Raw genomic sequence first — 24,188 nt, forward strand, 5'->3', positions numbered from 1 at the left:
TTGAAATAAGGAGGCTTCATGCCTTGGAAGTTCGCGTCACTGGGTGCACTGATGGCCGTTGCTGTGTTGGCGGGTTGCAGCACAACCTCCAGTGAGTCGCAGAAGGATCCCGTGACGACTGAGACCGGCCTTGGTCGTTGTGAGGCGTCAGCAGCGGAGTTCGCTCTCGGCAAGAAAGCTTCGCCGGAGCTGTTGGAGCAGGCACGCAAAAAAGCCGGTGCGCAGAATGCCCGGTTCCTCAAGCCCAATGACATGATTACTTTGGAGTACCGCTCTGATCGCCTCAACCTGAATACCGATCAGAACCTGGTGGTCACCCGTGTCAACTGCGGCTGAACCTGTCGGGCTTTCGTATCACCCATAAAAAACCCCGTCACATGGACGGGGTTTTTTTAGTGCGCCGGGAAATTACTCTGGGCGAACTTGTGCAGCTTGCATACCCTTTTGGCCTTTCTCAGCCACGAAGGAGACGGTCTGGCCTTCTTTCAGGCTTTTGAAACCGTCAGTTTCGATAGCTTTGAAGTGTACGAACAGGTCGTCACCGCCACCTTGAGGAGTGATGAAGCCGAAGCCTTTTTCATCGTTGAACCATTTAACGGTGCCGGTTTGGCGATTAGACATGGTGTATCTCCAAGAAACATATATTTTCAGTAGTACTGTGCTGCTCAGGCCAACTGGGCACACCGGGGTATCATAGTCGAAATGTTCGCTTTGGTAGCCCCCCGGACGTGCTGTTTGCCAATCAGTCGTGTTTTCTTTACTGCCTGTTTCGGCTGGAGGCCCCGGTTTAAAAGGCTTTTCGCGAAAAGTAAAGACAATAAAAAAACCTGTAAAACCTGCATAAATCGTACGAAAAGGCCTGAATCAGCTGCCTTTTAGCGGGGCTGGGGGCAGTGAAAAGGCCTGTTTCATCATTTTTTCGCCGGGACGTTGGCCTTGCATTTGGCAATTTGCCCCAGAGCTTTTTGTTGCAGCTCAGGCGTGGCCTTGTTGTCCATCAATGCCTGAATGTCGCTGGCCGGATAAGACTTGATGGCATCGGCACCGCACGCGCAGTGGGATTTTGCGGCAGCGGCACCGATTTGCGGAGTGGCCGCCTGGGTGCACTGAGCCATGTATTTCTCACGCTCGCCCTTTGGCCAGTCGGCGTGGGCGCTCAGCGGCAGCAGCAAAACGAGGGGGGCGACTGCAGCAAGCAGGGTATTAAGACGCATGCGAGGATGCTCCTTGTGGGTCAATGTCTTGTTATCTGAGGGCTCAAAGGCCGATCAAGTTCAGCACTCTGGCATAAAACAGACGATTTGCCTCTCGGTAAAAACCAGAGTGCATCGGCGACCGTTCATCTGTGCTAGCATGCTTGGCTCGGGCGTTCGCAGGCTCCGGATGACCTTCAGTCCCGGTTGCGGCCGTGCACGAATTTTCTGATTTGAATCCCAGTCACTCTGGTTCGGTTTTCCGGTTGGCCGCAAGGCTCCTGCCGCTGTAAGGCAGGCGTTCGTCATTGAATGGCCTGGATCGGATCTTGTACTGGCTCATCCCAACCCACGTGACCTTTGGTAGGGGTCACCACTAGGAGAGGAGGCGCCATGCCAACTATTACTCTTCCCGACGGCAGTCAACGTTCATTCGATCACCCGGTTTCCGTAGCCGAGGTCGCCGCATCCATCGGTGCAGGTCTGGCCAAGGCCACCCTGGCCGGCAAGGTGAACGGCAAGCTGGTTGACGCTAGCGACATCATCGACAGCGACGCAACGCTGCAAATCATCACGCCAAAGGATGAAGAGGGGCTGGAGATCATTCGCCACTCTTGCGCCCACCTGGTCGGCCATGCGGTCAAGCAGCTGTACCCGACTGCAAAAATGGTCATCGGGCCGGTCATCGACGAAGGTTTCTATTACGATATCGCCTTCGAGCGTCCTTTTACTCCGGACGACATGGCGGCCATCGAAAAGCGCATGCAGCAGCTGATCGATACCGAATATGACGTGATCAAGAAAGTCACTCCACGTGCCGAAGTGATCGAAGTGTTCAAGGCCCGTGGCGAAGACTACAAGCTGCGCCTGGTCGAAGACATGCCGAACGAGCAGGCAATGGGCCTGTACTATCACGAAGAATACGTCGACATGTGCCGCGGTCCGCACGTGCCGAACACTCGCTTCCTGAAATCCTTCAAGCTGACCAAGCTGTCGGGCGCCTACTGGCGCGGTGATGCCAAGAACGAGCAATTGCAACGCGTGTACGGCACCGCATGGGCTGACAAGAAGCAGTTGGCGGCTTACATCCAGCGTATCGAAGAAGCTGAAAAGCGCGATCACCGCAAGATCGGCAAGCGCCTGGGCCTGTTCCACACTCAGGAAGAAGCGCCGGGCATGGTGTTCTGGCACCCGAATGGCTGGACGTTGTACCAGGTACTCGAGCAGTACATGCGCAAGGTGCAGCGCGACAACGGCTATCTTGAAATCAAGACGCCGCAAGTCGTTGATCGTAGCCTGTGGGAAAAGTCCGGGCACTGGGCCAACTACGCCGACAACATGTTCACTACCGAGTCGGAAAGCCGCGACTACGCCATCAAACCGATGAACTGCCCGTGCCACGTGCAGGTGTTCAATCAGGGCCTGAAGAGCTACCGCGAGTTGCCGATGCGCTTGGCCGAATTCGGTGCCTGCCACCGTAACGAGCCATCGGGTGCGCTGCACGGCATCATGCGTGTGCGTGCGTTTACCCAGGATGACGCCCACATCTTCTGCACCGAAGAGCAGATGCAGGCTGAATCCGCTGCGTTCATCAAGCTGACCATGGATGTTTACCGTGACTTCGGCTTCACCGATGTCGAGATGAAGCTGTCCACTCGTCCGGAAAAGCGCGTTGGTTCCGACGAGCTGTGGGATCGCGCCGAAGCAGCCCTGGCCGCAGCCCTTGATAGCGCTGGTCTGCCGTATGATCTGCAGCCGGGTGAGGGCGCATTCTATGGTCCGAAAATCGAATTCTCGCTGAAAGATTGCCTCGGCCGCGTGTGGCAGTGTGGTACCTTGCAGCTCGATTTCAACCTGCCTGTGCGTCTGGGGGCCGAATACGTCTCCGAAGACAACAGCCGCAAGCATCCGGTGATGTTGCACCGTGCGATCCTCGGTTCGTTCGAGCGTTTCGTCGGGATTCTGATCGAGCACTACGAAGGTGCATTCCCTGCGTGGCTGGCGCCAACCCAGGCAGTGATCATGAATATCACTGATAAACAGGCAGATTTCGTCGCTCAGGTCGAAAAAACTCTCAACGAAAGCGGGTTTCGTGCCAAGTCCGACTTGAGAAATGAAAAGATCGGCTTTAAAATCCGCGAGCATACTTTGCTCAAGGTTCCATATCTCTTGGTTATTGGGGATAAGGAAGTCGAGATGCAGACTGTCGCTGTGCGTACTCGTGAAGGTGCTGACCTGGGCTCGATGCCCGTCGCCCAGTTCGCTGAGTTTCTCGCGCAAGCGGTTTCCCGGCGTGGTCGCCCAGATTCGGAGTAATTATTATTAAGCGTGAAATGAGACAAGATAAACGAGCTGCACCGAAAGCCCCGATCAACGAGAATATCTCGGCACGCGAGGTTCGGTTAATTGGCGCTGATGGCGAGCAGATTGGCATCGTCTCGATTGATGAAGCGCTTCGTATTGCTGAAGAAGCCAAGCTTGATCTGGTAGAAATCTCTGCCGACGCAGTCCCACCGGTTTGCCGGGTGATGGACTACGGCAAATCGATCTTCGAAAAGAAGAAGCAGATTGCTGCGGCGAAGAAGAACCAGAAGCAGATTCAGGTAAAAGAAATCAAGTTTCGTCCAGGGACGGAGGAAGGGGATTACCAGGTAAAACTGCGCAACCTGGTACGTTTCCTGAGTGACGGGGACAGGGCCAAGGTATCCTTGCGATTCCGCGGCCGTGAGATGGCCCACCAGGAGCTGGGGATGGAACTCCTCAAGCGGGTTGAACAAGACCTGCTCGAGTACGGTTCGGTCGAACAGCATCCTAAGATGGAAGGACGCCAGCTGATCATGGTCATCGCCCCGAAAAAGAAGAAGTAATCAACAGGGCACGGCAGGCCTTCTGATTATGTTTATCAACTGAATGCGGAGTATCCGAACATGCCAAAGATGAAAACCAAAAGTGGTGCTGCTAAGCGGTTTCTGAAAACTGCTAACGGTATCAAGCACAAGCACGCTTTCAAGAGCCACATCCTGACCAAAATGTCGACCAAGCGTAAGCGTCAACTGCGCGGTAGCAGCTTGCTGCATCCGTCTGACGTGGCAAAAGTCGAGCGCATGCTGCGCCTTCGTTAATTTTTGGATCAAGAATAGAGGAAGTAACTCATGGCTCGTGTAAAGCGTGGCGTCATTGCCCGTAAACGTCACAAAAAAATTCTGAAACTTGCTAAAGGCTACTACGGCGCACGCTCCCGCGTATTCCGTGTTGCCAAGCAAGCGGTAATCAAGGCAGGCCAATACGCCTACCGTGACCGTCGTCAGAAAAAACGTCAGTTCCGCGCTCTGTGGATCGCTCGTATCAACGCTGGTGCTCGTGTTAACGGTCTGTCTTACAGCCGTTTCATCGCTGGCCTGAAAAAAGCGTCCATCGAGATCGACCGTAAGGTTCTGGCTGATCTGGCAGTGAACGAAAAAGCGGCGTTTGCTGCGATTGTCGAGAAAGCTAAAGCCACCTTGGCTTAAGTACCCCCGACAGTCACCCGGCCTCACCTCTGTGGGGCCAGGTGTTAAACGTCATAAATAGGGGAAGAGCCTTCAAGCTCTTCCCCTATTTTGTATCTGGAGTCTGTACATGGAAAACCTGGATGCGCTGGTCTCTCAAGCACTAGAGGCTGTGCAAAGCGCTGAAGATATCAATGCCCTGGAGCAAATCCGGGTTCAATACCTTGGCAAAAAAGGTGAATTGACTCAGGTGATGAAGACCCTGGGGAATTTGCCGGCAGAAGAGCGTCCGCAGGTCGGCGCCCTGATCAACGTTGCCAAGGAACGTGTCACAGGCGTTCTCAATGCGCGCATGGCCTTGTTTGAGGAAGCCGAACTGGCTGCCAAACTGTCTGCCGAATCCATTGACGTGACCCTGCCGGGCCGCGGTCAGACCTCCGGTGGTCTGCATCCGGTAACCCGGACTCTGGAACGTATCGAACAGTTCTTCACCCATATCGGCTACGGCATCGCCGAAGGCCCTGAGGTCGAAGACGACTATCACAACTTCGAGGCGCTCAACATCCCAGGCCACCACCCGGCCCGGTCGATGCATGACACCTTCTATTTCAACGCCAACATGTTGCTGCGCACCCATACCTCGCCGGTACAGGTCCGCACCATGGAATCGAAAAAACCGCCGATCCGCATCGTCTGCCCTGGTCGTGTGTACCGCAGCGACTCCGATATCACCCACTCGCCGATGTTCCACCAGGTTGAAGGCCTGCTGGTCGATCGCGATATCAACTTCGCCGACCTCAAAGGCACGATTGAAGAGTTCCTGCGGGTGTTCTTCGAGAAAGAACTGGCTGTGCGTTTCCGTCCTTCGTACTTCCCGTTCACCGAGCCTTCTGCCGAAGTCGACATGGAGTGCGTGATGTGCAGCGGTAAAGGCTGCCGCGTCTGCAAGCAGACTGGCTGGCTGGAGGTGATGGGCTGCGGCATGGTTCACCCGAACGTGTTGCGCATGTCCGGGATCGATCCGGAAGAGTTCTCGGGCTTTGCCTTCGGCATGGGCGTTGAGCGTCTGGCCATGCTGCGTTACGGCGTGAACGACTTGCGTCTGTTCTTCGACAACGACTTGCGGTTCCTCGCGCAATTTCGCTAGTCGTAACGAATTCTTAGGAGAGCAGGATGAAATTCAGTGAACAATGGCTGCGTGGCTGGGTCAGCCCGCAGGTAGATCGCGACGCGCTGGTTGCCCGTCTGTCGATGGCCGGTCTTGAGGTCGATAGCGTTACGCCGGCCGCCGGTGTTTTCAGTGGCGTGGTGGTGGGCGAGGTGCTGAGCACCGAGCAGCATCCCGATGCCGACAAATTGCGCGTATGCCAGGTCAGCAATGGCGCGGAAACTTTCCAGGTCGTGTGCGGTGCGCCAAACGTGCGTCCGGGCCTGAAGATTCCGTTCGCGATGATCGGTGCCGAGCTGCCGGGCGACTTCAAGATCAAGAAGGCCAAGCTGCGCGGCGTCGAGTCCAACGGCATGCTGTGTTCGCAAGCCGAACTTCAGATCGGCGAAGGCAATGACGGTCTGATGGAGCTGCCGGCTGATGCGCCGGTGGGCGAAGATTTCCGTGTTTATCTGGACCTGGAAGACGCCAGCATCGAAGTCGATCTGACTCCGAACCGTGGCGACTGCCTGTCTCTGGCCGGTCTGGCTCGTGAAGTCGGCGCGCTGTACGACGCTCCGGTCACTCGCCCGGTGGTGATGACGGTTCCGGCGGTGCATGACGAAGTGCGCTCGGTAGAGGTCCTGGCACCTGCCGCGTGCCCGCGTTATCTGGGTCGTGTCATTCGCAACGTTGATCTGTCCAAGCCGACGCCGCTGTGGATGGTTGAGCGTCTGCGTCGCGCTGAAGTGCGCAGCATCGATGCCGCAGTCGACATCACCAACTACGTAATGCTCGAGCTGGGTCAGCCGCTGCACGCCTTCGATCTCGCCGAAATCAATGGCGGCATCCGGGTGCGCATGGCGGAAGAGGGTGAGAAGCTCGTGCTGCTCGACGGTCAGGAAGTCAGCCTGCGTAGCGATACGCTGGTGATCGCCGACCACAGTCGCGCTCTGGCCATTGCCGGCGTGATGGGTGGCGAGCACAGCGGCGTGTCCGCGACTACTCGCGACGTATTCCTTGAAAGTGCGTTCTTCGACCAGATCGCTGTGGCGGGCAAGGCTCGTTCCTACGGTCTGCACACCGACGCTTCGCATCGCTACGAGCGTGGTGTGGACTGGCAACTGGCCCGTGAAGCCATGGAGCGTGCCACTGGCCTGCTGCTGGAAATCACCGGTGGCGAAGCCGGCCCGATCATCGAGACCGTCAGCGAGCAGCATCTGCCGTCGATCGCGCCGATCACCCTGCGTGCGCAGCGCATCACCCAGATGCTGGGCATGGAAATGGATTCGGCCGAAGTCGAGCGTCTGCTCAGCGCTTTGGGTCTGAAGGTTTCCGCCGACGGAGCAGGGCAGTGGCGCGTAGAAGTGCCGAGCCATCGCTTCGATATCAGCCTGGAAGTCGATCTGATCGAAGAGCTGGCGCGTCTGTACGGTTACAACCGCCTGCCGGTTCGTTACCCGCAAGCTCGTCTGGCGCCACAAGCCAAGGCCGAAGCGCGCAGCGATCTGCCGGAACTGCGTCGTCTGCTGGTCGCTCGTGGTTATCAGGAAGCGATCACTTACAGTTTCATCGATCCGAAGCAGTTCGAGCTGTTCAACCCCGGCGTTGAGCCGCTGCTGTTGGCGAACCCGATCTCCAATGACATGGCCGCCATGCGTTCGTCGCTGTGGCCGGGTCTGGTCAAGGCGCTGCAGCACAACCTCAACCGCCAGCAGGATCGTGTTCGTCTGTTCGAGAGCGGTCTGCGCTTTGTCGGTCAACTGGAAGGTCTGAAGCAAGAGTCGATGATCGCCGGTGTGGTGTGCGGCAGCCGTCTGCCGGAAGGCTGGGCGCAAGGTCGCGATACCGTTGACTTCTTCGACGTCAAGGCTGACGTAGAAGCGCTGCTGGGCTTTGCTGGTGCGCTGGATCAGTTCACTTTTGCACCGGGTAAACATCCTGCATTGCATCCGGGCCAGACTGCACGCATCGAGCGGGAAGGGCGTGAAGTCGGCTTTATCGGCGCGATTCACCCTGAGTTGTCGAAATCCCTGGGTCTCGACCGTCCGGTCTTCGTCTTCGAGCTGGTTCTGGCTGAAGTCGCTACGGGTAAAATGCCGAAATTCCACGAGTTGTCGCGCTTTCCTGAAGTTCGTCGTGACCTGGCACTGATTGCGCACAAAGACGTTGCAGCCTCGGCTGTACTGGACGTAATCCGTGAAAATGCAGGTGAATGGCTGACAGACCTCAGGCTATTTGACGTGTATCAGGGTAAAGGCATTGATCCTGATAGAAAAAGCCTTGCAGTCGGCTTGACCTGGCAGCATCCATCGCGCACTCTTAATGACGATGAGGTGAATTCGACGACGCAAAATATCCTCACCTCGCTCGAACAAAGGTTGAACGCCACGTTAAGGAAGTGACGTATGGGGGCTTTGACGAAAGCTGAGATGGCGGAACGTCTGTATGAAGAGCTGGGCCTGAACAAGCGGGAAGCCAAGGAATTGGTGGAGCTGTTTTTCGAGGAAATCAGGCACGCTCTCGAAGACAACGAGCAGGTCAAATTGTCGGGTTTCGGCAATTTCGACCTTCGGGACAAACGCCAGCGGCCTGGCCGCAACCCGAAAACGGGGGAAGAAATCCCGATCACGGCTCGCCGTGTAGTCACCTTTCGTCCAGGGCAGAAGTTGAAGGCCCGAGTTGAGGCTTATGCTGGAACCAAGTCATAACGACGAACTACCCGTCATCCCGGGCAAACGCTACTTCACCATTGGTGAAGTCAGCGAGCTGTGTGCAGTAAAACCACACGTGCTGCGCTATTGGGAGCAGGAGTTTCCTCAGCTCAACCCCGTCAAACGCCGCGGAAACCGCCGGTATTATCAGCGCCAGGACGTGCTGATGATCCGGCAGATCCGCGCGCTCCTTTACGATCAGGGGTTCACCATCGGCGGCGCACGTCTGCGTCTGTCCGGTGATGAGGCCAAAGACGACACCACCCAATACAAGCAAATGATCCGCCAGATGATCGCCGAGCTCGAAGACGTTCTGGTGGTTCTCAAGAAATAATTTCCTGCTTTTAAATACTTCCAGTTTTCAAAAGCTTGCGATATATTCTTGAGCGTTCTTCGAGATGGAGAACGAGTTTCAAACCTAGTCGGGGCGTAGCGCAGTCCGGTAGCGCACTAGCATGGGGTGCTAGGGGTCGAGTGTTCGAATCACTCCGTCCCGACCATATTATTCAATGACTTAGCCCAATCTGAAAAGGTTGGGCTTTTTCATGCCTGAAAAATACTCCCACATTTACTCCCACGGTTATCTTGGACCTCGGTGGATGTGCCACTTGAGAGGCGTTCGACGCTTGTTAAACGGGGTCCTATTTGGAGAGCGGTTGATGTTAAGTCGCGCCGCAAGGCATGGTAAGTCGCAAGTCTGTAAACACAGTCAAAGGTCGTTCTCTCCAAAAAACACTTTGACTGGGCTCTAGAGCAGTATTTTCCGGTTACTCTCCAGACTCCCAACACGGAGAGACCGCAATGGATGTTGTCAGTCGGATTGAGCGAGCAAGAACCAAAGCCTTTTACCAACTCCTGGTCGACAGGCTCGGGTCAGAGAGCTGGGCTGAGCGCAAAGCCGCCTATGTGAAGCGCATCCGTGACAAAGAATCGAAATTCGATATCAAGCTGCCGATCGAGCCGCAGCTTTTCATACCGACAGAAAATGATATCGACTGGTACATCCTCGCATCGTACCTGTCCTATGATTTTCCCTACAGTGATTCGGCTTACTGCAGTAGACGAGTCATTCCCTACGCCATGGCCATCGGCGCCGTTGCCGAGCAACTCCGAAGCGTGCCCAACGTTGGAGATGTCCTAGACAAGATGTTGGCCAACAACAATAACCCGGAAACGCAGCTGTTCGAGCTGCTGACGGCCTCGTTCTACCTGAAAAACGGTTACGAGGTTGCCTTCATTCCAGAGAACAGCATCACGTGGCCGAACGGGAAAAAGAAGTCGCCAGATTTGCTCGTCAAATCAGGTGAGCTGGAGTTCTACGTTGAATGTAAACGCTCGGATAAACAAACAAAGTACTCGCTCGGCGAGGAGGAAGCTTGGGCCAACATCTGGGCTCAGGTGAGCCATTACATGCTCAAAGCGGCACCATGGAGCATCGTTGATCTGACATTCCATGAGCAGGTATCAGATGTCACAGTAGAGGATGTAATCAAGGTGGTGAACCTTGCCATCAAGGCAGATGAGCAAGGGGTGAGGGTTGAGGCCATTACCGCGAAAATTCGCGTAATCGACAAGGTCGGGCTCAAACGCCACTACCGGAGTTTCTCTGTTAGGCCCAATAGCCCGCAACAAGAGCTGCTTGTGTTCGGTGACATCGATAGCAACGAAAAGCGCAACGTCGCGACTGTCGCAAGTCGGGTCATTCGCCCTGGAACCAATGACGACATCCTCAACATGTTTGTCAAAGACGTCGCCAGTTGCGTAGGTGCCCAATGGCGCTGCGACCATGAGAACTCACTCTCGTTGCGCTCCAAGCACTTCAAGAGCCTGGTCAACGACGGCGTGAGCCAAATTCCTCCCGATCGGGCTGGCGTGGTGCACGTCTGGTTCGAGACTCGTGACGGCATCGAGATCGAGAAGCTACGCAGGGACAAAAATGTCGACCAGATCAGTGCCTATGATGCCTCTGAAACCTCCGTGCTTGGCGTCTTCGTACACGCGGTCAACTACTACCCATTTGAGGACAGCTACGAGTGGGCCGAGACAGTACAGGACTTTGCGCGGGTGCCACACTTGATGGGGCTCTTCCCCTGGCAGACCCTGATGCTTGGATCCGACGCGACAAACGAAGTTGAAGACATCACCCACTGGGAACAGGACAAAGCGGCAAAGTCCCTTCGGTGAGATCGGTCAAGGATGGTGCTGAAAAGCGCCACCTTCTGCTTACACAGGAAAGTGAATGCGAACTTTAGATAGCTGGGCTCATCGACTTTTACATCTCCCACTGCTCATCGAGTGCCCCTTGATGCAGGTTATAGGCTACGACCAAGAAGAACCTTCTTTCACCGGGCCTGGCCACATCTCTATCAAGTCACGCACTGAGATGGAATTTGTGATGCACGGGACGCCGGCTGATGAAGCCAAGGCGCTTGAACGCGTCATGCTCGCGTTCGAAAATCCATACGTCAATCTGGATCAGCTCAGAGTCTTCGCGGTTGATTATGAGGGAGTAGAGTGGAACTGCGGTTGGGTGGACGTTCAGATCGGTGAAACTGCGAAGGGCACCTGGCGGCTCTCAGGAAACATTCAGGGAATCATGACCATGGCCTCGGGGACAAGGATACATCCCGAGCCAGGGGTGGAGGTGATCTATGATGCGCAACTGAGCATTCCTATTCCGCTGCTCAGCCGGAAAGCGTTGCGCGAGAATGCAGAGTCGCCCAAGTCGACTTCCAGGCAAAGGATAGCTCAACAACACCAGATCGAGGTTGAGGGAGGGAGAGTCGCCTTCCATCGTAGCTGGGGTGATGAAAGGCTATGGATTACAGCATCTGGATTTCAGCCCTGCTTCAGCGTGTTCCTAGAGAATTGGGTCGGCGAGCCGCTCAACCTTCTTTTTGGTCAATTGATTCATCCGCGCCTGACGGCCCGCAACATGGGTGATGGATCTGCGCTAATCGCCTTGCGCAATGTCTCGGATCACACTGCAGACGCCCAGGTTTCATCGTTATTGATAGCCAAAGACCAGCGATGGCACAGTGAGCGCTTCTGGGAGCTATATGGTCAGATCCTGTCCATGATCATCCGAGCGGGACAGAACAAGGCCGCACCGGATCTAGCACTTCATCAGCTCACTCAGTACTACCAGGAAATTGCCCAGGCCACGACTGGCTCGCACTGGGTACTGTGTATGACACTTGCCAGTGTCATCGAAGGTGTGGCAAATCTGATGTTCCCTCCGGTGAGGTCTGTTATCTCGGGCAAGGAAAACATCGACACTTGGGAGGCGTCCATCAGAAGCCTGGAAGTGCATGTCCAAGAATGGGAGGGAGATAACAAGCTTCGCCAAAGGCTCATGACTTCACTGCGAGGCGCCCGGGATAAGGGTGTGCTTCATCGACTCAAGTCTTTGGTAGAGAACGGGGTGATTGATAAAGAACATCTCAATGTCTGGCAGAAGGTGAGAAACAGCGTCATGCATGGAAACCTAGTTTCTCCTTGGCTTACCGAAGAGCTTGAGCAAAAACTTACGCGGTTGACCGAGCTTGCTCATCGACTGAGCGAAGCCTATATCCGCAAATGTGCAGCCTAGGCTCTGTACGGAATTAGGCGAAACTATTTCGGAAAGCGTAAATTTATGAATTCAATGGAATTCTTACTTCAGCTGGTGAAGGTTTCTGATGGCTAAACGAAATTGCAGTCGAATCCTGAGCGTTGATCCCCTACTTTTTTATCGCGCCTCGCCATTGCAGGCGCCCCAAAGCCGATGATCGGTTCATGCTCAATGGCATCCTCTGGGATCTCTCTTCCGGTGCGGCCTGGCGTGACATGCCTGAGCGTTTTGGCACTTGGTCAACGGTCTATCAACGCTGTCGTGATTGGCGCAACCAAGGCACGTTCGACCTGATGCTCAAACTACGCTCCCGCCTTCGGTCACACCTCCAGCAATATTTGTTGCGCAGGGTCGTCTTCGAACATCAGGGCCTGCCCATTTTGAGCGATGCGTATTTTTCATCCGATCTTGCCGTATGGATCTCGCTTCGGGCTAATCGATAGGATGCGATCGCTCCCTGTCAAACCTTGTGAAATCGCGCTATCTGGGAGGCGTCAGGATAGGGTGTTGACTACAGACAATGAGCCTCTTCGCACCACGCGTCATGGCAACGTAGAGATTTCGGGCGTTCATCTGCTCAGGCTCCAAGATCACCGCAACATCCGCCTCCAGTCCCTTCAGCAACAAAGTGCTGCCCACTGCCCGGCGCGACAATGGGCGCCCTTGCATGCGGTTGCGCTCGCGAATCTGAATAGCTGATTCGCGGAACGTGTGTGTATTGGACGCGGCCATTCGTAGCGCGGCGATACAGCAGCGAAGGATTTCCGGGCGATATACGCGGCAATCCTGCTGCTGGGAGAGCTGCTGTAGGAGGTCGATCACACCTGCAAAACTGGGGGTTGCCAGGTAGGTCACCGCGACGAACTCAGCGATTGTTGGTGGGGTGCGGTTGCGACCATTACGTATGGTTTCGACCCGAGCGAGGTAAGCAGTGGCTCCCACACCTGTCATCACGCTCGCGGCGAAATTGGCAATCTGGCTCAGCGCCATTGGCCCTGCCAGCTCGAAGCTCTGAGCGAAGGTGATGAGGTCTGGCAAATCCACAGCCTCTACCGTCGTTGCACCTGGTGTCTGGCTTGTCAGACGCTGCCTGCCTGCCGTGTTTCTGGCATCCCCTATGATCAGCGCCGACTCTCCGTTTTGCAGCGGGGTCAATGCAGCGTTTCGTCGTTGCGCGTCGGCATTGGCTGGGTGGATGTGTATCCATTGAACTTCGTGGGGCGCTGCAGCCAGATCGACTGGGTGACCGGCTTCCAGCAGCTCTCTCATCTGAAGCAGCCAGAGCCCCAGGTTCTCCGCATGGGCGAGGCGCCATCGCCAAGGCGTGGCCAGGGCGCCAATCCTGGGGAAGTGTGGAAGGACATCGGTGTTCCAGTCGACCAGGCGATTCTGCGCGATGTCGAAAATGGCCTGCATGGGATCGCCCAGGACATAGGTGGGCAAGCTCGCGGCGAGCCAAGTGACGATGGCGTGTTGCGCCTGGTTGCAGTCCTGGTACTCGTCGACCAAAAGGTGCGAGTAGGTTGAGCGCAAGACCTGATCCAAGTGTTGCCCACTCAGCAGCACGATAGCCGCTGCCCGGATTGCAGGATAGTCAGCGGCGCGATTGGCCAACTGCATGATCGCTGGATTGTGCCCGCTTCGGGCGGGAAATTTGCCAATCAGCTTCATGGCGAAGCCATCAAGCGTTGCAATGCGAAATGAGGCGGGCGGCACCCTTGCACGTGCCATGCGAGCGCGCAGGGCCGCGACACCGGCATTGGTGTGGGTCAGAACCAGAATGGGTTTGGGCCCCGTATGCTGAATCAACGTGTCTGTAATCAGCTGCGTTTTACCGCAGCCTGCCGGCGCGGTTATCGACCCTCTTGGAAAATCGAACAGCGCGATCTCAGGCGGCATGAATCCAGTCCCTGATCCGGTTGATAGTCGTTAGGAGGTCGGGATGAGACGCCTGCAGGTTCGGGCCAATGATGTGCTTGGCGATGAACTCGTAGGTTGTCACTGACTTGAACCAGCCATTTTTGCGAATGCGTGAGGCAAGTCCTAGATAGCTTCGAGTACCTGGTGCATAAGGCACCCCTTGCGCTCGAAATGCTTCAATCTGATCGAGTGCCAAGGTGTTCTGTGAACGATCACGTATGTGGCCAGCTACCAGCTCTCGGTCACGCACCTCAATAGCTTTTTCAAGCAATCTATCAAGGGCCGTGTCCGGCAAGCAGGCGAATAGTTCGTCTTCCAGGGCACGTCCTTGCCCCCATGTCGCGGACTGTCCATGAGCCATATGGAAAGCTTGCTGGATTGCAGCAGTTACGGACTTGTCCGCATCGACGATCACAAGCACCTGGTACCCGAGACTGAGCAGCGCGGAGCCACGCGTGTAGCAGTTATCAGGGCTGCCGCCGTTGACGTTGACATAGGCCCCGCCCAGCGCCAGGAAGGAAGGCCTGCCGAGGGTGCCCCAGTATTGGTCCAGGCCGCGCATCAGACCCACTTCACTGGCACCTTCACAGACCACGATGCGTTTGGCCAGAAAGGCCTCGGGATCAGCCCGGAGCGTGCCTTGTACATCATCGGATATCCCGGCCTGGAGAACCTCGTGATGGGCCTGTCGTGGACGAACCACGAAGAGTTGGTGTCCTGACAATTCTCGCAGGGCAACAGGCGAGTGGGTGGTCAGGAAAACCTGGAGGGGTTCCGGTGTGTCCTTGGCGCCCAGGGAGTCCATGAAACGAATCAAACGATGGGGTTCCAGGCCGTACTCCACCTCATCCACCAATGCTATGGAGGCTGCCTGTGCGACCTGGCGTTGAAGGCCCGCTACCAGCAAGCGAGACGATCCGGTGCCGAGCGATCGTAGAGGAATGCCCTGGTCGTTGTGCAGGGCAATGGCGCCATCACCGATCGAGACTGCATGGGCATCCAACAATGCTTGGGCGGCTGCACCAACGGGTACGCCGAGATAGTTGGCGGTCTGCGTCACAATCTCCAGAGGCCGCTGAAGCTGAGCTCCTGCTTGTACACCGAAACCGTTCCGAGCGTCTCGTGCGGCCTCTGCCAAGGCACCACCGAGCGCAGGCCGCTCTTCGGTCAATCGGCTGAGGATGGAGTTACGGCTCCACGACAGGTTGGTGTTGGCATAGCTTCCGATGCGAGCGGGGGAGATGCGTGCTCGATCCTTCCAGGCCAGGTTTCGCTCAATGCCCTGCTGGCTCGCCCGGTCAGAATAGAGCCGCCAGGAAGGTTCCAGATCACTCTCGACCTTGAGTTGCAGGGTCAGTACGGTTTCGATACCGAAACGCGGCTCATCTTCTAGCGTTCGGTTCATGTGATCGAAGCCGCGCAGGAAATCGCCATAACTGTCAAGGTTGATCAGGTCATCAGGTAGGCCACCCAGCGTCACCGTGATCAGGATCGGCTGTGCAACATCCAGCTGGTAGAAATCGGTGTCGCCGAAAGGCGCGTTGCGTCGGGCGCCGAGGCAAAGATCGATGGCATCAAGAATACTGGACTTTCCGCTATCGCCAGGGCCGATCAAGCAATTGAAGCCGGGTGAGGGTGTCCAGTCCAAGTTCTGAATAGAGCGAAAGTTTTGGATCTGGAGCCGACGAATCCTTGCCATATAGTAGGTCCCTGCGCTGATCTGCCCGATGCCGCTTCGCTTTGATCATAGCTAGATTTCGAGTCAGCACAGGTGCACGTGATGAGACGTCACATCAGATTTCATTCCTGGACGGTAGCCAGCTTGCTTTCATGCCATTTGGTTGGAGTGGCAATTGAAGCGATAACAAGCAGCTTAGGGGCTGGGATGCCTTTAGCGGCTGGGTTTGCTGCGTAACATCCCACTTTAGCCAGGAAGCCAAGCTTGAAGCTATCCGCGTGCAAGGCTTCTGGGCACGCATCCAGGTTACTCACTGCTTAGCAGCTGCTGCTCGGTCGCCAAGCTCTGGCTTCATGATGGCGCGAATGTCATACAGCAAGCTGCTCACGTCATGTAGCTTGCAGATGAACTCCTCCAGTATCTCGTTGGTGACCTCGAAGTAGCGATTTTTCTTGTCCAGCCGACGGTGCAGAATTTGCTGCCTGGCTTGGTTGGTGATCGGGTAGGCATGCATGATGTCCGAACGCCGGGTGTTTAGTGCTTGGAACATGTCAGCGGCGGCGCGGCCAATAGGCCCGACCGCCGGTTTTGTTGCCTTAGTTTTCTTTACGCACTTGCGGAATTCGCTGAGGATCTCGCCGCCCGTTCTTGCCTGAAGCTCAGCGCGGTTCACGAGCGGATCCATATGGTGAGCGAGCTCGGCCATGAAGCTGCTGAGGGAAGCAAAGCCGTACAGCGCGACCCCAAGCCGATAGATGTAACCATCGTCAGCTGGAAGCGCGAGACGGGTGAGCCCTCTGATGGCTTTGGTGTTTAGTTCGATGGTCATGACGTGTACTCCAACATCCTTATCTTGTACCGAAAATGCCGGACTCTCTGCTGCGAACCCGGACTGTACTTTACAGGGGGAAAATGACTGAGTTATTTGAACTTACCACGCAGCCAGCTCATTACCCGGATCAAGACTTTCAGCTTGCGATAGAAGTTATCTGCATCGACCAAAAAGCCCAATTGCTTGCGGAGCTGGACCATCTCGCTCGTCACGGCCCTATGCGCATCAGTGCCAGCCAGGCCTGCTGCAACCATGTCCTGACCAACCTCGCGCAGTTGACGGTACCAGGCAATATCGACTGCGTGGTGCTCGAAATAGCGGTGGTTGAAGACGCGGTGCTTACCGAGCAGAAACAGGTAGGCGCCAAAGCCCGCCAGAAAGACCTGCAGCATGCTGATCTCAACCCCCTGAGAGTTCAGGAACTGGGCGATTTGTGGCGTTCGCCAGCAGCCGATCGCGAACAATACGGGCCATAGGGCAATGGCGAACAGCGCTTCGTTCGTGTGTGGGTAGCGTGTAAGTTGAATGGGGATGAAGCGTAGACGGGTCATGGCAACTCCTGGTGGAAGGCTGTCCTGGCACGAGGGGCCAGGACTCACTCCAGCTTCCGTTTTTGCCTAGGTCCGATGCAACTCAAGTGGATGCATTTGGTACCCATCGCCAAGAAGAACGGCGCATTCAACAGCTCGTCAAGACGTCACTTCGCTCTTGAATGGCCAGCCCTCAGGCACCAACGCCGGCGGTTTGCTCCAGGGCGCCTCGACGAGAGACTTCTGGAACCAGTCATCCCGTAGATTTGCATGCTCCGTGATGATGATCTGGAAGCCTGGTACGTCTTCGACCGTGAACTGGTATAGCAGATTGAACAGCTTGCGTACCGAGTCCATATCGGCATCGGATTGCTCGGTGTTCAATACCGTACCGTCGACCGCTTTGTAGGATTCCTCTGAGGGGAAATACACTTGGGTCGGCTGATCGATCAACAAGAAGCGCGGCATGGGTCGATTGCTCTTGGCGCAGTACCAATGCAGAGCGAGCAGCGCGGAGAGATGGTAGGCCAGGTAGTTTTCGCCGCCGCCTGTCCGAGCCATGGGCACAGAACGCTCGGGGCGGTCAAAAATGATGGTCAGCTTCTTCAGGTCGAATCGGGCAGGGTAGGCACTGAATTCAGATTCGAAGCGTTTGTTGTACAGATTGAACTGTGCCGAGATGCTGTTCATGATCGACGCAAGGCGGTCTTCCACATCAACATCTGCCAGTGCCTTTTCAAGTTCCTGTACGCGCATTTCCCGACGGCGATAGTCAGCCTCTTGCCGTTTTAGCGAATTGTCTGGGACGAAGCCCTCAAGGAAAAAGCTGATGCGCCCCACCACATACCTGGCTGCGTCGCTTTGCTTCTGTGCGTTCATCAGCATCGTATTGGCGGCGATGGCGGCTGTCAGCTCCGCTTCCTTCTCGACAATTGACTTGCTTGTGTCCTGAAGGCGTTGGTTTTCCTCCGCCAGGTAGCCCTGAATCTGCGGACGTTGGCCCATCACCGTCTGCATTTCTGCTTCCAGGGACGCCAGTTCGCCGATGAGCGCTTGGGCTATGGGGGTTTCCATGGCCAGATTCTTTTCGGCGAAAGGCCACTGCCATTCGCCTGTTGTTGCATTCTTCGGAAGTGACTTGATGGATAAGAGGCGGTCGATGTGTTCCGATGCCTCGCTCTGGAAGCCGCCGGCACGCCGTTCGAATATCTGGCCGGCCTCAATTTTGGATTTGATCTCGCGTTTGGTTTTCCTCAGTTTGGCCAGCTCAGTCTCCAATTTGGGTACCTTGTCCTCAGGCTGAGCGTGCGGTTTGGCGGGAGTCCAATGCGCTGCCGTTTTGAGGGCAGCAATGATCTCCTCGACCTCCCCAATGGGGGACTCTTGAGGGAGTATTCCTACCGCCTTGGCTTCAGTCAGCAGTGCGATGGCCTGGTTTCGGTTGTTGCCCACGGCTTGCTTCGCCTGCTCCAGCAGCTTTGTCTGAGCCCTCAGGTCTCGCTGAGCTGTCCGCAGCCTAGTTTGCAGCTCGTATCGCTCATTGGTTGACGCGCCCAGCAGGATGGGAAGCGTATCTCTGATCGCCTGGGGTTGGAACGGCTCGTTCTGGCGATAGAAAAGCTGATCCTTGTTGGTGACCAGGCCCTGCCTTTGGAAGAGGTAGTAGTACGAATGCTTGATGGAGGCTTCGTAGCTGTTACGCGTGTGCTCCTCCGCCACCTCTGTGCGGTTTTCCGGAATGCCAAGTTGGCGTGACAGCAACGAGGTGACGGCGACGTCGTCCGTGTTGACCACTAGCTCGGAAAACTCAAGGGGCTGCACGAACTCCCCGGTACGGGTCATGGCCAGGCTGCAGCTCGCGCCGCCTGCCCGTGGGGCCGGTTTCGCCACCATGACCTGCACGTCCGGAAATTGATAGATCACTGCGAACCAGGATACCTTGTCCTGGATAACACCATCCGAAACGTTGAAGTTGGATTGGCCCATGCAGTATTCGATGATGTCCGAAAGGGCGGATTTACCTGTCGACGAGCGGCCCGTAATGATGTTGAGTCCGTCGACTTCGAAGTTGACATCGCGGCGCTGGCCATCGTGGCTGTATACGTGGATGGAGCTGATTTTCATGGTCGAATTCCAAAAGCGGTGTACACCGTAACCCTGTCTGCAATCTTGGCGAACTCTCTCCCCAACAGAGCCGCTGCACGTTGGCACGCCACTGTTTCCTCGGTGCCTTCGATGTCTGCTTTAATCCTCCTGGCTTTCGGGAGGAGTCGTCCCAACGGGGTGACCTCGAAGCAATCGGTGTAGTGCGCCAACGCAAATGCCTCGAAAGTGAACGGCAGCATTTCAGTTACCCTCTCTGCCAGTCCGATTTGCATCTGGGGGTAGGTTTCCACCGTTTTGAGCAAGTAGCCCTTGTAGTGCTTGAGCAGCGCGCTTCGAGATTCCTGGTGGAGGCTCAGCGGCAATACAAGCAGTGACATCGAAAAGGGCATACCCTTGGGCTCTACCACCGCATAGGCCTTGAGCGCACGCAACAGGACTACCGCGCAAAAGGCAGGGTTGAACAAATTTTTGGTCTCAAACGGACGCTCATCCCAGCGAATCATTCGGTCTCTCCAGCAGCCTTGGATAGGCGATCCAGAAGCTGTGGATGCCAGTAAACGGTGGGATAGGGGCGCTTGTTAGCGAGAATCTGAAAACTGCCGCGAAGTACGTAAGGCTCTGTCACACGTGCCCGGATTTTCAGGTGATCAAGCTTCTGGGCTTCTGTCTCAGCCCAGGTATACAGCTTCTTGGCAACGGCAATCAGTTCCGGGTCAGAACAGTCCTCGATTGACGCACCGAGTACATCATCGTCGAATAGGACATCTTTGGTGCGCTCCCACTCATTCGTCAGCCGGCGTTCATACTTCATGATCTCTTCAGAGCCCACCAAGCGCTGCCTCGCCCAGGCTGAGCGCTGCTCAAATGCTCGGTAGTAGTCCAGGATCGCATTTCGAATGCGGCTGGGGCTCAGTTTCAACTCACGTAGTTGACTTACGAAAAGCCGATTATCGATGCTCACATCAATGGGGGATTTGGGGATCGCGTCCTCGAAGGTGATCGGAAGATTGTCATCCTTGTACTCTTCACTGAAGTTGAACAGCTTCTCAGAAACGTCCCGGGCATATGCGGGCTCGCTCTGCGGCTCGCAGAGCATCTGGATGATCAGGTCATTCCACCATCCCTCCAGGCGCTCAAAGACTGCATCTCTGTGCTCAGCACGGATTGGCCGCATTTTCTGGGCCTTGATGAGTGCTGGGAGATCGCCAATCCGAGGTGTGCTGTCAATAATCGTGATTCTCGATACGAAGTCCTCTTTTTCCAGCGCTGTCAGCTTCGAGAGCAACTCCTTGATCTTGGTGAACGATTTCGCTTTGCTGGTGGCGAGCGTGTTCTCTGTCAGTTGCCAAAGGCTGGGCTGAGCCTCCGTTGTATTGGCGCCGTACAGAAAGAATTTCAAGAATGAATCCGGTGCGACGGACGAGGTGGTGAACAGAAAAAACTGATAGTCAGACTCAACCCGCCCATTGGCCTGGTAACGAGTTAGCCAGATATTGACCGACTTCCAGAAGTCGACAGATAGGTCAGTCAGGCGTTCACCAACAGCCTTGTGCTTGAGAGAGGCCAGTGTCTTCTTTCCAGAGGACTCCAGGAAGTCGAGGTCATCTTCCTTCTCGATGAGGATCGCGGTGTCCTCTGGAAGCTCTAATGCCTGGTACAGCGCAAAGCGGGGTTGGAAGATGTAGCCCAATCCCTGTTCCCCGGCGCTGTAGGGGTCGCAATCTTTCTTTTGGTCTGCGGAATCGTTGCTTGCTACAGAACTCATAATTCAGCCCATGCTCCAAGGTCGTACATGCCGCAAACAACGCCTGATGTGTGTGGTTGGCTATTATGTCTGAATGAGTGCGAGCGCTGAGGCGAGCGCTTGCCCACGAAGCCACCATATCTTGCGAGTGAAAGCTTGATGGTGCCGGGTAAGCGTGTGGAGACGACGCCGGCACAAGGAAAGATTCGCGTGGGATCCTATAGCTCCCTTGTGTGAGGGAATAGGCCGCTGGAGTGAAAGGAATTCGGTTGTTAGTGCTTTTGCAGCGGGAAGTCGTGGCGCGATGTTTGATGCCGGTGGGGAGGCGCGAGATGAGCGGCGCTGCGACGGATACACCTAGGGCGAGGATTACCCTTGGGCTTTGCGCTCTTGCTGGCATCCTTTCCATGTTCAACGTGACCTAACCGAAACTCCTTTGCGCACATTCTGACTCGAGTGGTAGCACAAGGCAATCACTTGTTCCAGGCGTGATGGCATTCTGCCGTCGGCGCCCGTAGCTGTGATTCGCCTAAAGGGCAGACTCTGTTCGGAGCTACCAGTTTTTAAGATGGAAACTGTCGCTGGGAGCATTAAAAAAGGGGGAATCGTTTTTACCACGGGTTACATGTACCCCGTCTACTCGATTCTTAGCCGCAGATGTTATTGCCAGCCAGCACAGCATTGACCTAGTGGCTGAAACCTTATTGATTCAAGCTTCTACCTTATGAACCGTTACCACTGCTTTTTTTTGCGGATTGCTGTTGGAACATCATGGCATCGGCCAATAGGTCAATTCGACGCCAGTGCCAACAGCAAGACCGTCGCAAACGTGTTCTTGCACGGCCTGCGAAATTGGGTGATCACGTCTTTGCTTCTGCACTTGCTTGAGCGGATCCTGCGCGGGGCCTAACCGCGGACGACCCACGTCTCTGCGAATCTAAAACCATGTTGTTCGCTCGCTTGGCAAGAGCTAAAGGCATCCCTCCAGGGATGGCGGTTGAGGTACGCAGCCACTATCCCGATCGTTCATATTTACCGTCATGATGGCCTGATGGTACTGTCAGCTACCCGCCGCGCTGGCGCGACAGGTCAACAGGAGGTTCGACGTATGGGTGCAGTGGAAAAGACGTTGGTGTCCTCGCCTTTTCTGGCGGGTGGCGCTACGACGCGAACTGGTGAGGAGAAGATCCCAGGCTACTACTCTGCTGCCCTTGACATGTGGGTTGTCGATACCGCGGAGGGCATAAAGCCTATCATCGCGCAAGGGGCGCTAAGCGAGCTCCTCACCAAGACGAAGGTAAATGCTGAGCAGGATGATGAGGCTACCTGGCAATTGGAGCTGATGACGAAGACTGCCCAGAACGTCGAAAGCGATGACGAGCACACTCGGGAAGCAAACCATCTCCTTCAGCTCGTGACCAAGACCGATTCGACTACCGAACGTGACGACCGCTGCGAAGCCACTTATATCCTTGAGTTGATCACCAAGACCAATCTCCAACTGGAGCACGACGACAATGGCGATCCCACCTTCGGACTGGATACCCGGTACTACGAAGGCTGATGGGGAGACGCTCATGTTGTTATTGGTTACCAACCGTCGTGATATCACGATGGACTACATTGTCGCCGAGGTGCGTCGTCGTAACACTCCATACTTTCGCGTGAACACGGAGTTGCTCCCACAATCCTTGTGCACCATGGATAGTCATCCTCGTACAGCGTGGTCAATTACGCTGGATGGCAAAACCATCCGTGGCGACCAAGTGACGGGCGCCTACTTCCGCCGGCCTGGCGCCCCTATCGTGCCTGATGAGGTGGTCGATCCGGGAGAGCGAGCCTACATCGAAGCCGAATGGAGCAGCTTTTTAAAGAGTCTCTATACGCGTCTGGATGCCTGCTGGCTGAATGCACCTGCCAGGATTTTCAACGCCGAGGACAAGCCCCTTCAGCTGTTGATGGCTCACGAGATTGGCTTTAATGTGCCGGCCGTAGTTATCACCAACGACATTCGATCAGCGCGTCAGATTACCCAGGTTGATCAAGCCATTGGCAAGCCGTTGCGCCAGGCCGTTTTGGCTGGCGAACGCGAACGTGTCATCTTCACCAAGCGCCTCGATACCTTGGACGACGGTCAGGCAAGAGCGATGGCGTTGACACCTTTCATTGTCCAGGCCGAGGTTGTGAAAAAATATGACGTCAGGGTCACCGTAGTAGGCGAGCGCCTCTTCGCCACTGCGATTTGGTCGCAGGAGCACAGCGAGACCGAGGTCGACTGGCGCCAGGGCAGCAGGCCAGATTTACGGCACGAGAAAATCAATCTACCTGTCGAGATCGAACGGCAGTGCCTAGAGCTCGTCTCGCGTCTAGGACTGCGATACGGGGCAATCGATTTGATCTGCGACCGACAAGGCAAACTGTGGTTCCTGGAAATCAACCCGAACGGCCAGTGGGCATGGATTGAGAATTTAACCGGGTACCCAATCGCTTCCGCTATTGTGGACAATCTAGTCGGAATTTCTCATGGCTGATGGGTGGGGGCGGTTGAACCGAGTAATACGGTTGACATGGCCGGTTGTGATCGATCTGTCTCCAGCACAAAAAGCTGCTGATGATGAATGGATGCGTAGCATCGCGACATCGGTAAGGCAGGGGAATTGGTCGAAGGACAGCGAGGTTGCGCTTGATGAGTCGCGCCGCCTTTTTGATGCTGAGGTTGATCGACGAAAGGGTGCTGATGCCAAAGCCGGCATTTACCTTGCCGCCATAACGGCACTTATTCCTGTCTTGGTCTCCCTGTTGCCAAGCCTTTGGAATGACAAATTGAGTAAGGTGCTTGGCTTCACTGGGCTCTTCGTTTTCGCCTGGGCAGTTACGTATTTGCTGCGCGCCGGCGCATGGGCATTCAGCACATTAAAGGTATCTGGGTTTACTCAGCTTGGGCCTGGTGAAATCGCCGCGAGCTGGAAAAAAGACAGTCCCAAAGCGGCTCTGGCCAAACAGCTATCAATAGCGGTCCTTTGTAACTACTCACTCGTGAACAGAAAAATCACCGGGATCAAGATGACTCATGAATATCTCTTGAGGGCATTCCTGGGCTTCACACTGCTGATGGTTATCCAAGTGGTGTGGCCGGTCGGGACTTGGCTGGTGGAGCAGGGCATCCGCTTGTTCAAGCCTGAGGCGATCAATCCCCTGATCATGTGCTTTTCGTGAGCAAGGG

General features: G+C 55.7%; 23 protein-coding genes, 1 tRNA gene and 1 pseudogene. 16 read left to right on the top strand and 9 right to left on the bottom strand.

Annotation, left to right across the window (positions count from 1 at the left end):
* Window positions 1-18 precede the first annotated feature (18 nt).
* On the top strand, window positions 19-336 hold the full coding sequence (locus K3819_RS10240; protein ID WP_085612791.1) for an I78 family peptidase inhibitor: 318 nt from the start codon (window positions 19-21) through the stop codon (window positions 334-336).
* Window positions 337-408: 72 nt separating this feature from the next.
* Here the strand turns inward: K3819_RS10240 and K3819_RS10245 are convergent, their stop codons facing one another.
* Window positions 409-621, bottom strand: a complete 213-nt coding sequence (locus K3819_RS10245) for a cold-shock protein (RefSeq protein ID WP_007956027.1) — start codon at window positions 619-621, stop codon at window positions 409-411.
* Window positions 622-911: 290 nt separating this feature from the next.
* A complete protein-coding gene (locus K3819_RS10250) occupies window positions 912-1,214 on the bottom strand; it encodes a hypothetical protein (protein ID WP_064594887.1) in 303 nt (100 codons plus the stop codon).
* A 372-nt stretch (window positions 1,215-1,586) separates the two neighbouring features.
* On the opposite strand from K3819_RS10250, the gene thrS reads away from it, so the two are divergent.
* The 12 genes and pseudogenes from thrS to K3819_RS10310 form a co-directional block, all read left to right on the top strand.
* Window positions 1,587-3,509, top strand: a complete 1,923-nt coding sequence (thrS, locus tag K3819_RS10255; protein ID WP_221399153.1) for a threonine--tRNA ligase — start codon at window positions 1,587-1,589, stop codon at window positions 3,507-3,509.
* On the top strand, window positions 3,509-4,060 hold the full coding sequence (gene infC, locus K3819_RS10260) for a translation initiation factor IF-3 (RefSeq protein ID WP_169432615.1): 552 nt from the start codon (window positions 3,509-3,511) through the stop codon (window positions 4,058-4,060). The genes thrS and infC overlap by 1 nt, the downstream gene beginning before the upstream one ends.
* A gap of 60 nt (window positions 4,061-4,120) precedes the next feature.
* Window positions 4,121-4,315: a 50S ribosomal protein L35 gene (rpmI, locus tag K3819_RS10265; protein ID WP_002553160.1), complete on the top strand. Its 195-nt coding sequence runs from the start codon at window positions 4,121-4,123 to the stop codon at window positions 4,313-4,315.
* A 30-nt stretch (window positions 4,316-4,345) separates the two neighbouring features.
* Window positions 4,346-4,702 carry a 50S ribosomal protein L20 gene (gene rplT, locus K3819_RS10270; RefSeq protein WP_002553161.1) on the top strand — a complete coding sequence of 119 codons (357 nt, stop codon included), beginning with the start codon at window positions 4,346-4,348 and terminating at the stop codon, window positions 4,700-4,702.
* A gap of 109 nt (window positions 4,703-4,811) precedes the next feature.
* Window positions 4,812-5,828, top strand: coding sequence for a phenylalanine--tRNA ligase subunit alpha (pheS, locus tag K3819_RS10275; RefSeq protein ID WP_011333387.1), 1,017 nt, complete (start codon window positions 4,812-4,814; stop codon window positions 5,826-5,828).
* 26 nt (window positions 5,829-5,854) lie between these two features.
* Window positions 5,855-8,233 carry a phenylalanine--tRNA ligase subunit beta gene (pheT, locus tag K3819_RS10280; protein ID WP_221399154.1) on the top strand — a complete coding sequence of 793 codons (2,379 nt, stop codon included), beginning with the start codon at window positions 5,855-5,857 and terminating at the stop codon, window positions 8,231-8,233.
* 3 nt (window positions 8,234-8,236) lie between these two features.
* Window positions 8,237-8,539 carry an integration host factor subunit alpha gene (gene ihfA / locus K3819_RS10285; RefSeq protein ID WP_002553164.1) on the top strand — a complete coding sequence of 101 codons (303 nt, stop codon included), beginning with the start codon at window positions 8,237-8,239 and terminating at the stop codon, window positions 8,537-8,539.
* Window positions 8,520-8,876, top strand: coding sequence for a MerR family transcriptional regulator (locus K3819_RS10290; protein WP_003179985.1), 357 nt, complete (start codon window positions 8,520-8,522; stop codon window positions 8,874-8,876). The genes ihfA and K3819_RS10290 overlap by 20 nt, the downstream gene beginning before the upstream one ends.
* An 89-nt stretch (window positions 8,877-8,965) precedes the next feature.
* Window positions 8,966-9,042 (top strand) — tRNA-Pro (locus K3819_RS10295).
* Window positions 9,043-9,343: 301 nt separating this feature from the next.
* Window positions 9,344-10,726, top strand: a complete 1,383-nt coding sequence (locus tag K3819_RS10300; protein ID WP_221399155.1) for a hypothetical protein — start codon at window positions 9,344-9,346, stop codon at window positions 10,724-10,726.
* Between the two features lie 55 nt (window positions 10,727-10,781).
* A complete protein-coding gene (locus tag K3819_RS10305) occupies window positions 10,782-12,134 on the top strand; it encodes a hypothetical protein (protein ID WP_221399156.1) in 1,353 nt (450 codons plus the stop codon).
* 161 nt (window positions 12,135-12,295) lie between these two features.
* Window positions 12,296-12,490: pseudogene (locus K3819_RS10310) on the top strand (transposase); the annotation flags it as partial.
* A gap of 145 nt (window positions 12,491-12,635) precedes the next feature.
* Here K3819_RS10310 and K3819_RS10315 read toward each other — a convergent pair.
* The 7 genes from K3819_RS10315 to K3819_RS10345 all read right to left on the bottom strand — a co-directional run bounded on the left by K3819_RS10315 (window position 12,636) and on the right by K3819_RS10345 (window position 20,986).
* Complete coding sequence (locus tag K3819_RS10315) at window positions 12,636-14,054, bottom strand: UvrD-helicase domain-containing protein (protein ID WP_221399157.1); 1,419 nt, start codon at window positions 14,052-14,054, stop codon at window positions 12,636-12,638.
* The gene (locus K3819_RS10320) at window positions 14,044-15,774 is read right to left on the bottom strand and encodes an ATP-dependent endonuclease (protein WP_221399158.1); all 1,731 of its coding nucleotides are present in this window, start codon (window positions 15,772-15,774) and stop codon (window positions 14,044-14,046) included. The genes K3819_RS10315 and K3819_RS10320 overlap by 11 nt, the downstream gene beginning before the upstream one ends.
* A 289-nt stretch (window positions 15,775-16,063) precedes the next feature.
* Complete coding sequence (locus K3819_RS10325; RefSeq protein ID WP_221399159.1) at window positions 16,064-16,582, bottom strand: hypothetical protein; 519 nt, start codon at window positions 16,580-16,582, stop codon at window positions 16,064-16,066.
* Between the two features lie 92 nt (window positions 16,583-16,674).
* Window positions 16,675-17,136: a hypothetical protein gene (locus tag K3819_RS10330; protein WP_221399160.1), complete on the bottom strand. Its 462-nt coding sequence runs from the start codon at window positions 17,134-17,136 to the stop codon at window positions 16,675-16,677.
* 138 nt (window positions 17,137-17,274) lie between these two features.
* Window positions 17,275-19,239: a DUF3732 domain-containing protein gene (locus tag K3819_RS10335; protein ID WP_221399161.1), complete on the bottom strand. Its 1,965-nt coding sequence runs from the start codon at window positions 19,237-19,239 to the stop codon at window positions 17,275-17,277.
* Window positions 19,236-19,724, bottom strand: coding sequence for a three component ABC system middle component (locus K3819_RS10340; protein WP_221399162.1), 489 nt, complete (start codon window positions 19,722-19,724; stop codon window positions 19,236-19,238). The genes K3819_RS10335 and K3819_RS10340 overlap by 4 nt, the downstream gene beginning before the upstream one ends.
* Entirely contained in the window at window positions 19,721-20,986 is a 1,266-nt protein-coding gene (locus K3819_RS10345) for an ABC-three component system protein (protein ID WP_221399163.1), read from the bottom strand. Before K3819_RS10345 ends, K3819_RS10340 begins: the two co-directional genes overlap by 4 nt.
* Before the next feature lie 1,087 nt (window positions 20,987-22,073).
* Between K3819_RS10345 and K3819_RS29410 the strand changes: the two genes are divergently transcribed.
* From K3819_RS29410 to K3819_RS10360, 3 genes are read left to right on the top strand one after another with little or no spacing between them, the layout of a single operon-like run.
* Complete coding sequence (locus K3819_RS29410) at window positions 22,074-22,529, top strand: hypothetical protein (protein ID WP_260329048.1); 456 nt, start codon at window positions 22,074-22,076, stop codon at window positions 22,527-22,529.
* 13 nt (window positions 22,530-22,542) lie between these two features.
* Entirely contained in the window at window positions 22,543-23,496 is a 954-nt protein-coding gene (locus K3819_RS10355) for a hypothetical protein (RefSeq protein WP_221399164.1), read from the top strand.
* A complete protein-coding gene (locus tag K3819_RS10360; RefSeq protein ID WP_221399165.1) occupies window positions 23,489-24,181 on the top strand; it encodes a hypothetical protein in 693 nt (230 codons plus the stop codon). The genes K3819_RS10355 and K3819_RS10360 overlap by 8 nt, the downstream gene beginning before the upstream one ends.
* The last annotated feature ends 7 nt before the right edge of the window (window positions 24,182-24,188 follow it).

Source organism: Pseudomonas sp. 3-2 (assembly GCF_019710535.1).
Taxonomy (GTDB): domain Bacteria; phylum Pseudomonadota; class Gammaproteobacteria; order Pseudomonadales; family Pseudomonadaceae; genus Aquipseudomonas; species Aquipseudomonas pharyngis.

Coding starts and splice junctions, on each gene's coding strand:
- K3819_RS10240 (WP_085612791.1), top strand. CDS start 19: ATGCCTTGGAAGTTCGCGTCACTGGGTGCACTGATGGCCGTTGCTGTG.
- K3819_RS10245 (WP_007956027.1), bottom strand. CDS start 621: ATGTCTAATCGCCAAACCGGCACCGTTAAATGGTTCAACGATGAAAAA.
- K3819_RS10250 (WP_064594887.1), bottom strand. CDS start 1,214: ATGCGTCTTAATACCCTGCTTGCTGCAGTCGCCCCCCTCGTTTTGCTG.
- thrS (WP_221399153.1), top strand. CDS start 1,587: ATGCCAACTATTACTCTTCCCGACGGCAGTCAACGTTCATTCGATCAC.
- rpmI (WP_002553160.1), top strand. CDS start 4,121: ATGCCAAAGATGAAAACCAAAAGTGGTGCTGCTAAGCGGTTTCTGAAA.
- rplT (WP_002553161.1), top strand. CDS start 4,346: ATGGCTCGTGTAAAGCGTGGCGTCATTGCCCGTAAACGTCACAAAAAA.
- pheS (WP_011333387.1), top strand. CDS start 4,812: ATGGAAAACCTGGATGCGCTGGTCTCTCAAGCACTAGAGGCTGTGCAA.
- pheT (WP_221399154.1), top strand. CDS start 5,855: ATGAAATTCAGTGAACAATGGCTGCGTGGCTGGGTCAGCCCGCAGGTA.
- ihfA (WP_002553164.1), top strand. CDS start 8,237: ATGGGGGCTTTGACGAAAGCTGAGATGGCGGAACGTCTGTATGAAGAG.
- K3819_RS10290 (WP_003179985.1), top strand. CDS start 8,520: ATGCTGGAACCAAGTCATAACGACGAACTACCCGTCATCCCGGGCAAA.
- K3819_RS10300 (WP_221399155.1), top strand. CDS start 9,344: ATGGATGTTGTCAGTCGGATTGAGCGAGCAAGAACCAAAGCCTTTTAC.
- K3819_RS10305 (WP_221399156.1), top strand. CDS start 10,782: ATGCGAACTTTAGATAGCTGGGCTCATCGACTTTTACATCTCCCACTG.
- K3819_RS10315 (WP_221399157.1), bottom strand. CDS start 14,054: ATGCCGCCTGAGATCGCGCTGTTCGATTTTCCAAGAGGGTCGATAACC.
- K3819_RS10320 (WP_221399158.1), bottom strand. CDS start 15,774: ATGGCAAGGATTCGTCGGCTCCAGATCCAAAACTTTCGCTCTATTCAG.
- K3819_RS10325 (WP_221399159.1), bottom strand. CDS start 16,582: ATGACCATCGAACTAAACACCAAAGCCATCAGAGGGCTCACCCGTCTC.
- K3819_RS10330 (WP_221399160.1), bottom strand. CDS start 17,136: ATGACCCGTCTACGCTTCATCCCCATTCAACTTACACGCTACCCACAC.
- K3819_RS10335 (WP_221399161.1), bottom strand. CDS start 19,239: ATGAAAATCAGCTCCATCCACGTATACAGCCACGATGGCCAGCGCCGC.
- K3819_RS10340 (WP_221399162.1), bottom strand. CDS start 19,724: ATGATTCGCTGGGATGAGCGTCCGTTTGAGACCAAAAATTTGTTCAAC.
- K3819_RS10345 (WP_221399163.1), bottom strand. CDS start 20,986: ATGAGTTCTGTAGCAAGCAACGATTCCGCAGACCAAAAGAAAGATTGC.
- K3819_RS29410 (WP_260329048.1), top strand. CDS start 22,074: ATGGGTGCAGTGGAAAAGACGTTGGTGTCCTCGCCTTTTCTGGCGGGT.
- K3819_RS10355 (WP_221399164.1), top strand. CDS start 22,543: ATGTTGTTATTGGTTACCAACCGTCGTGATATCACGATGGACTACATT.
- K3819_RS10360 (WP_221399165.1), top strand. CDS start 23,489: ATGGCTGATGGGTGGGGGCGGTTGAACCGAGTAATACGGTTGACATGG.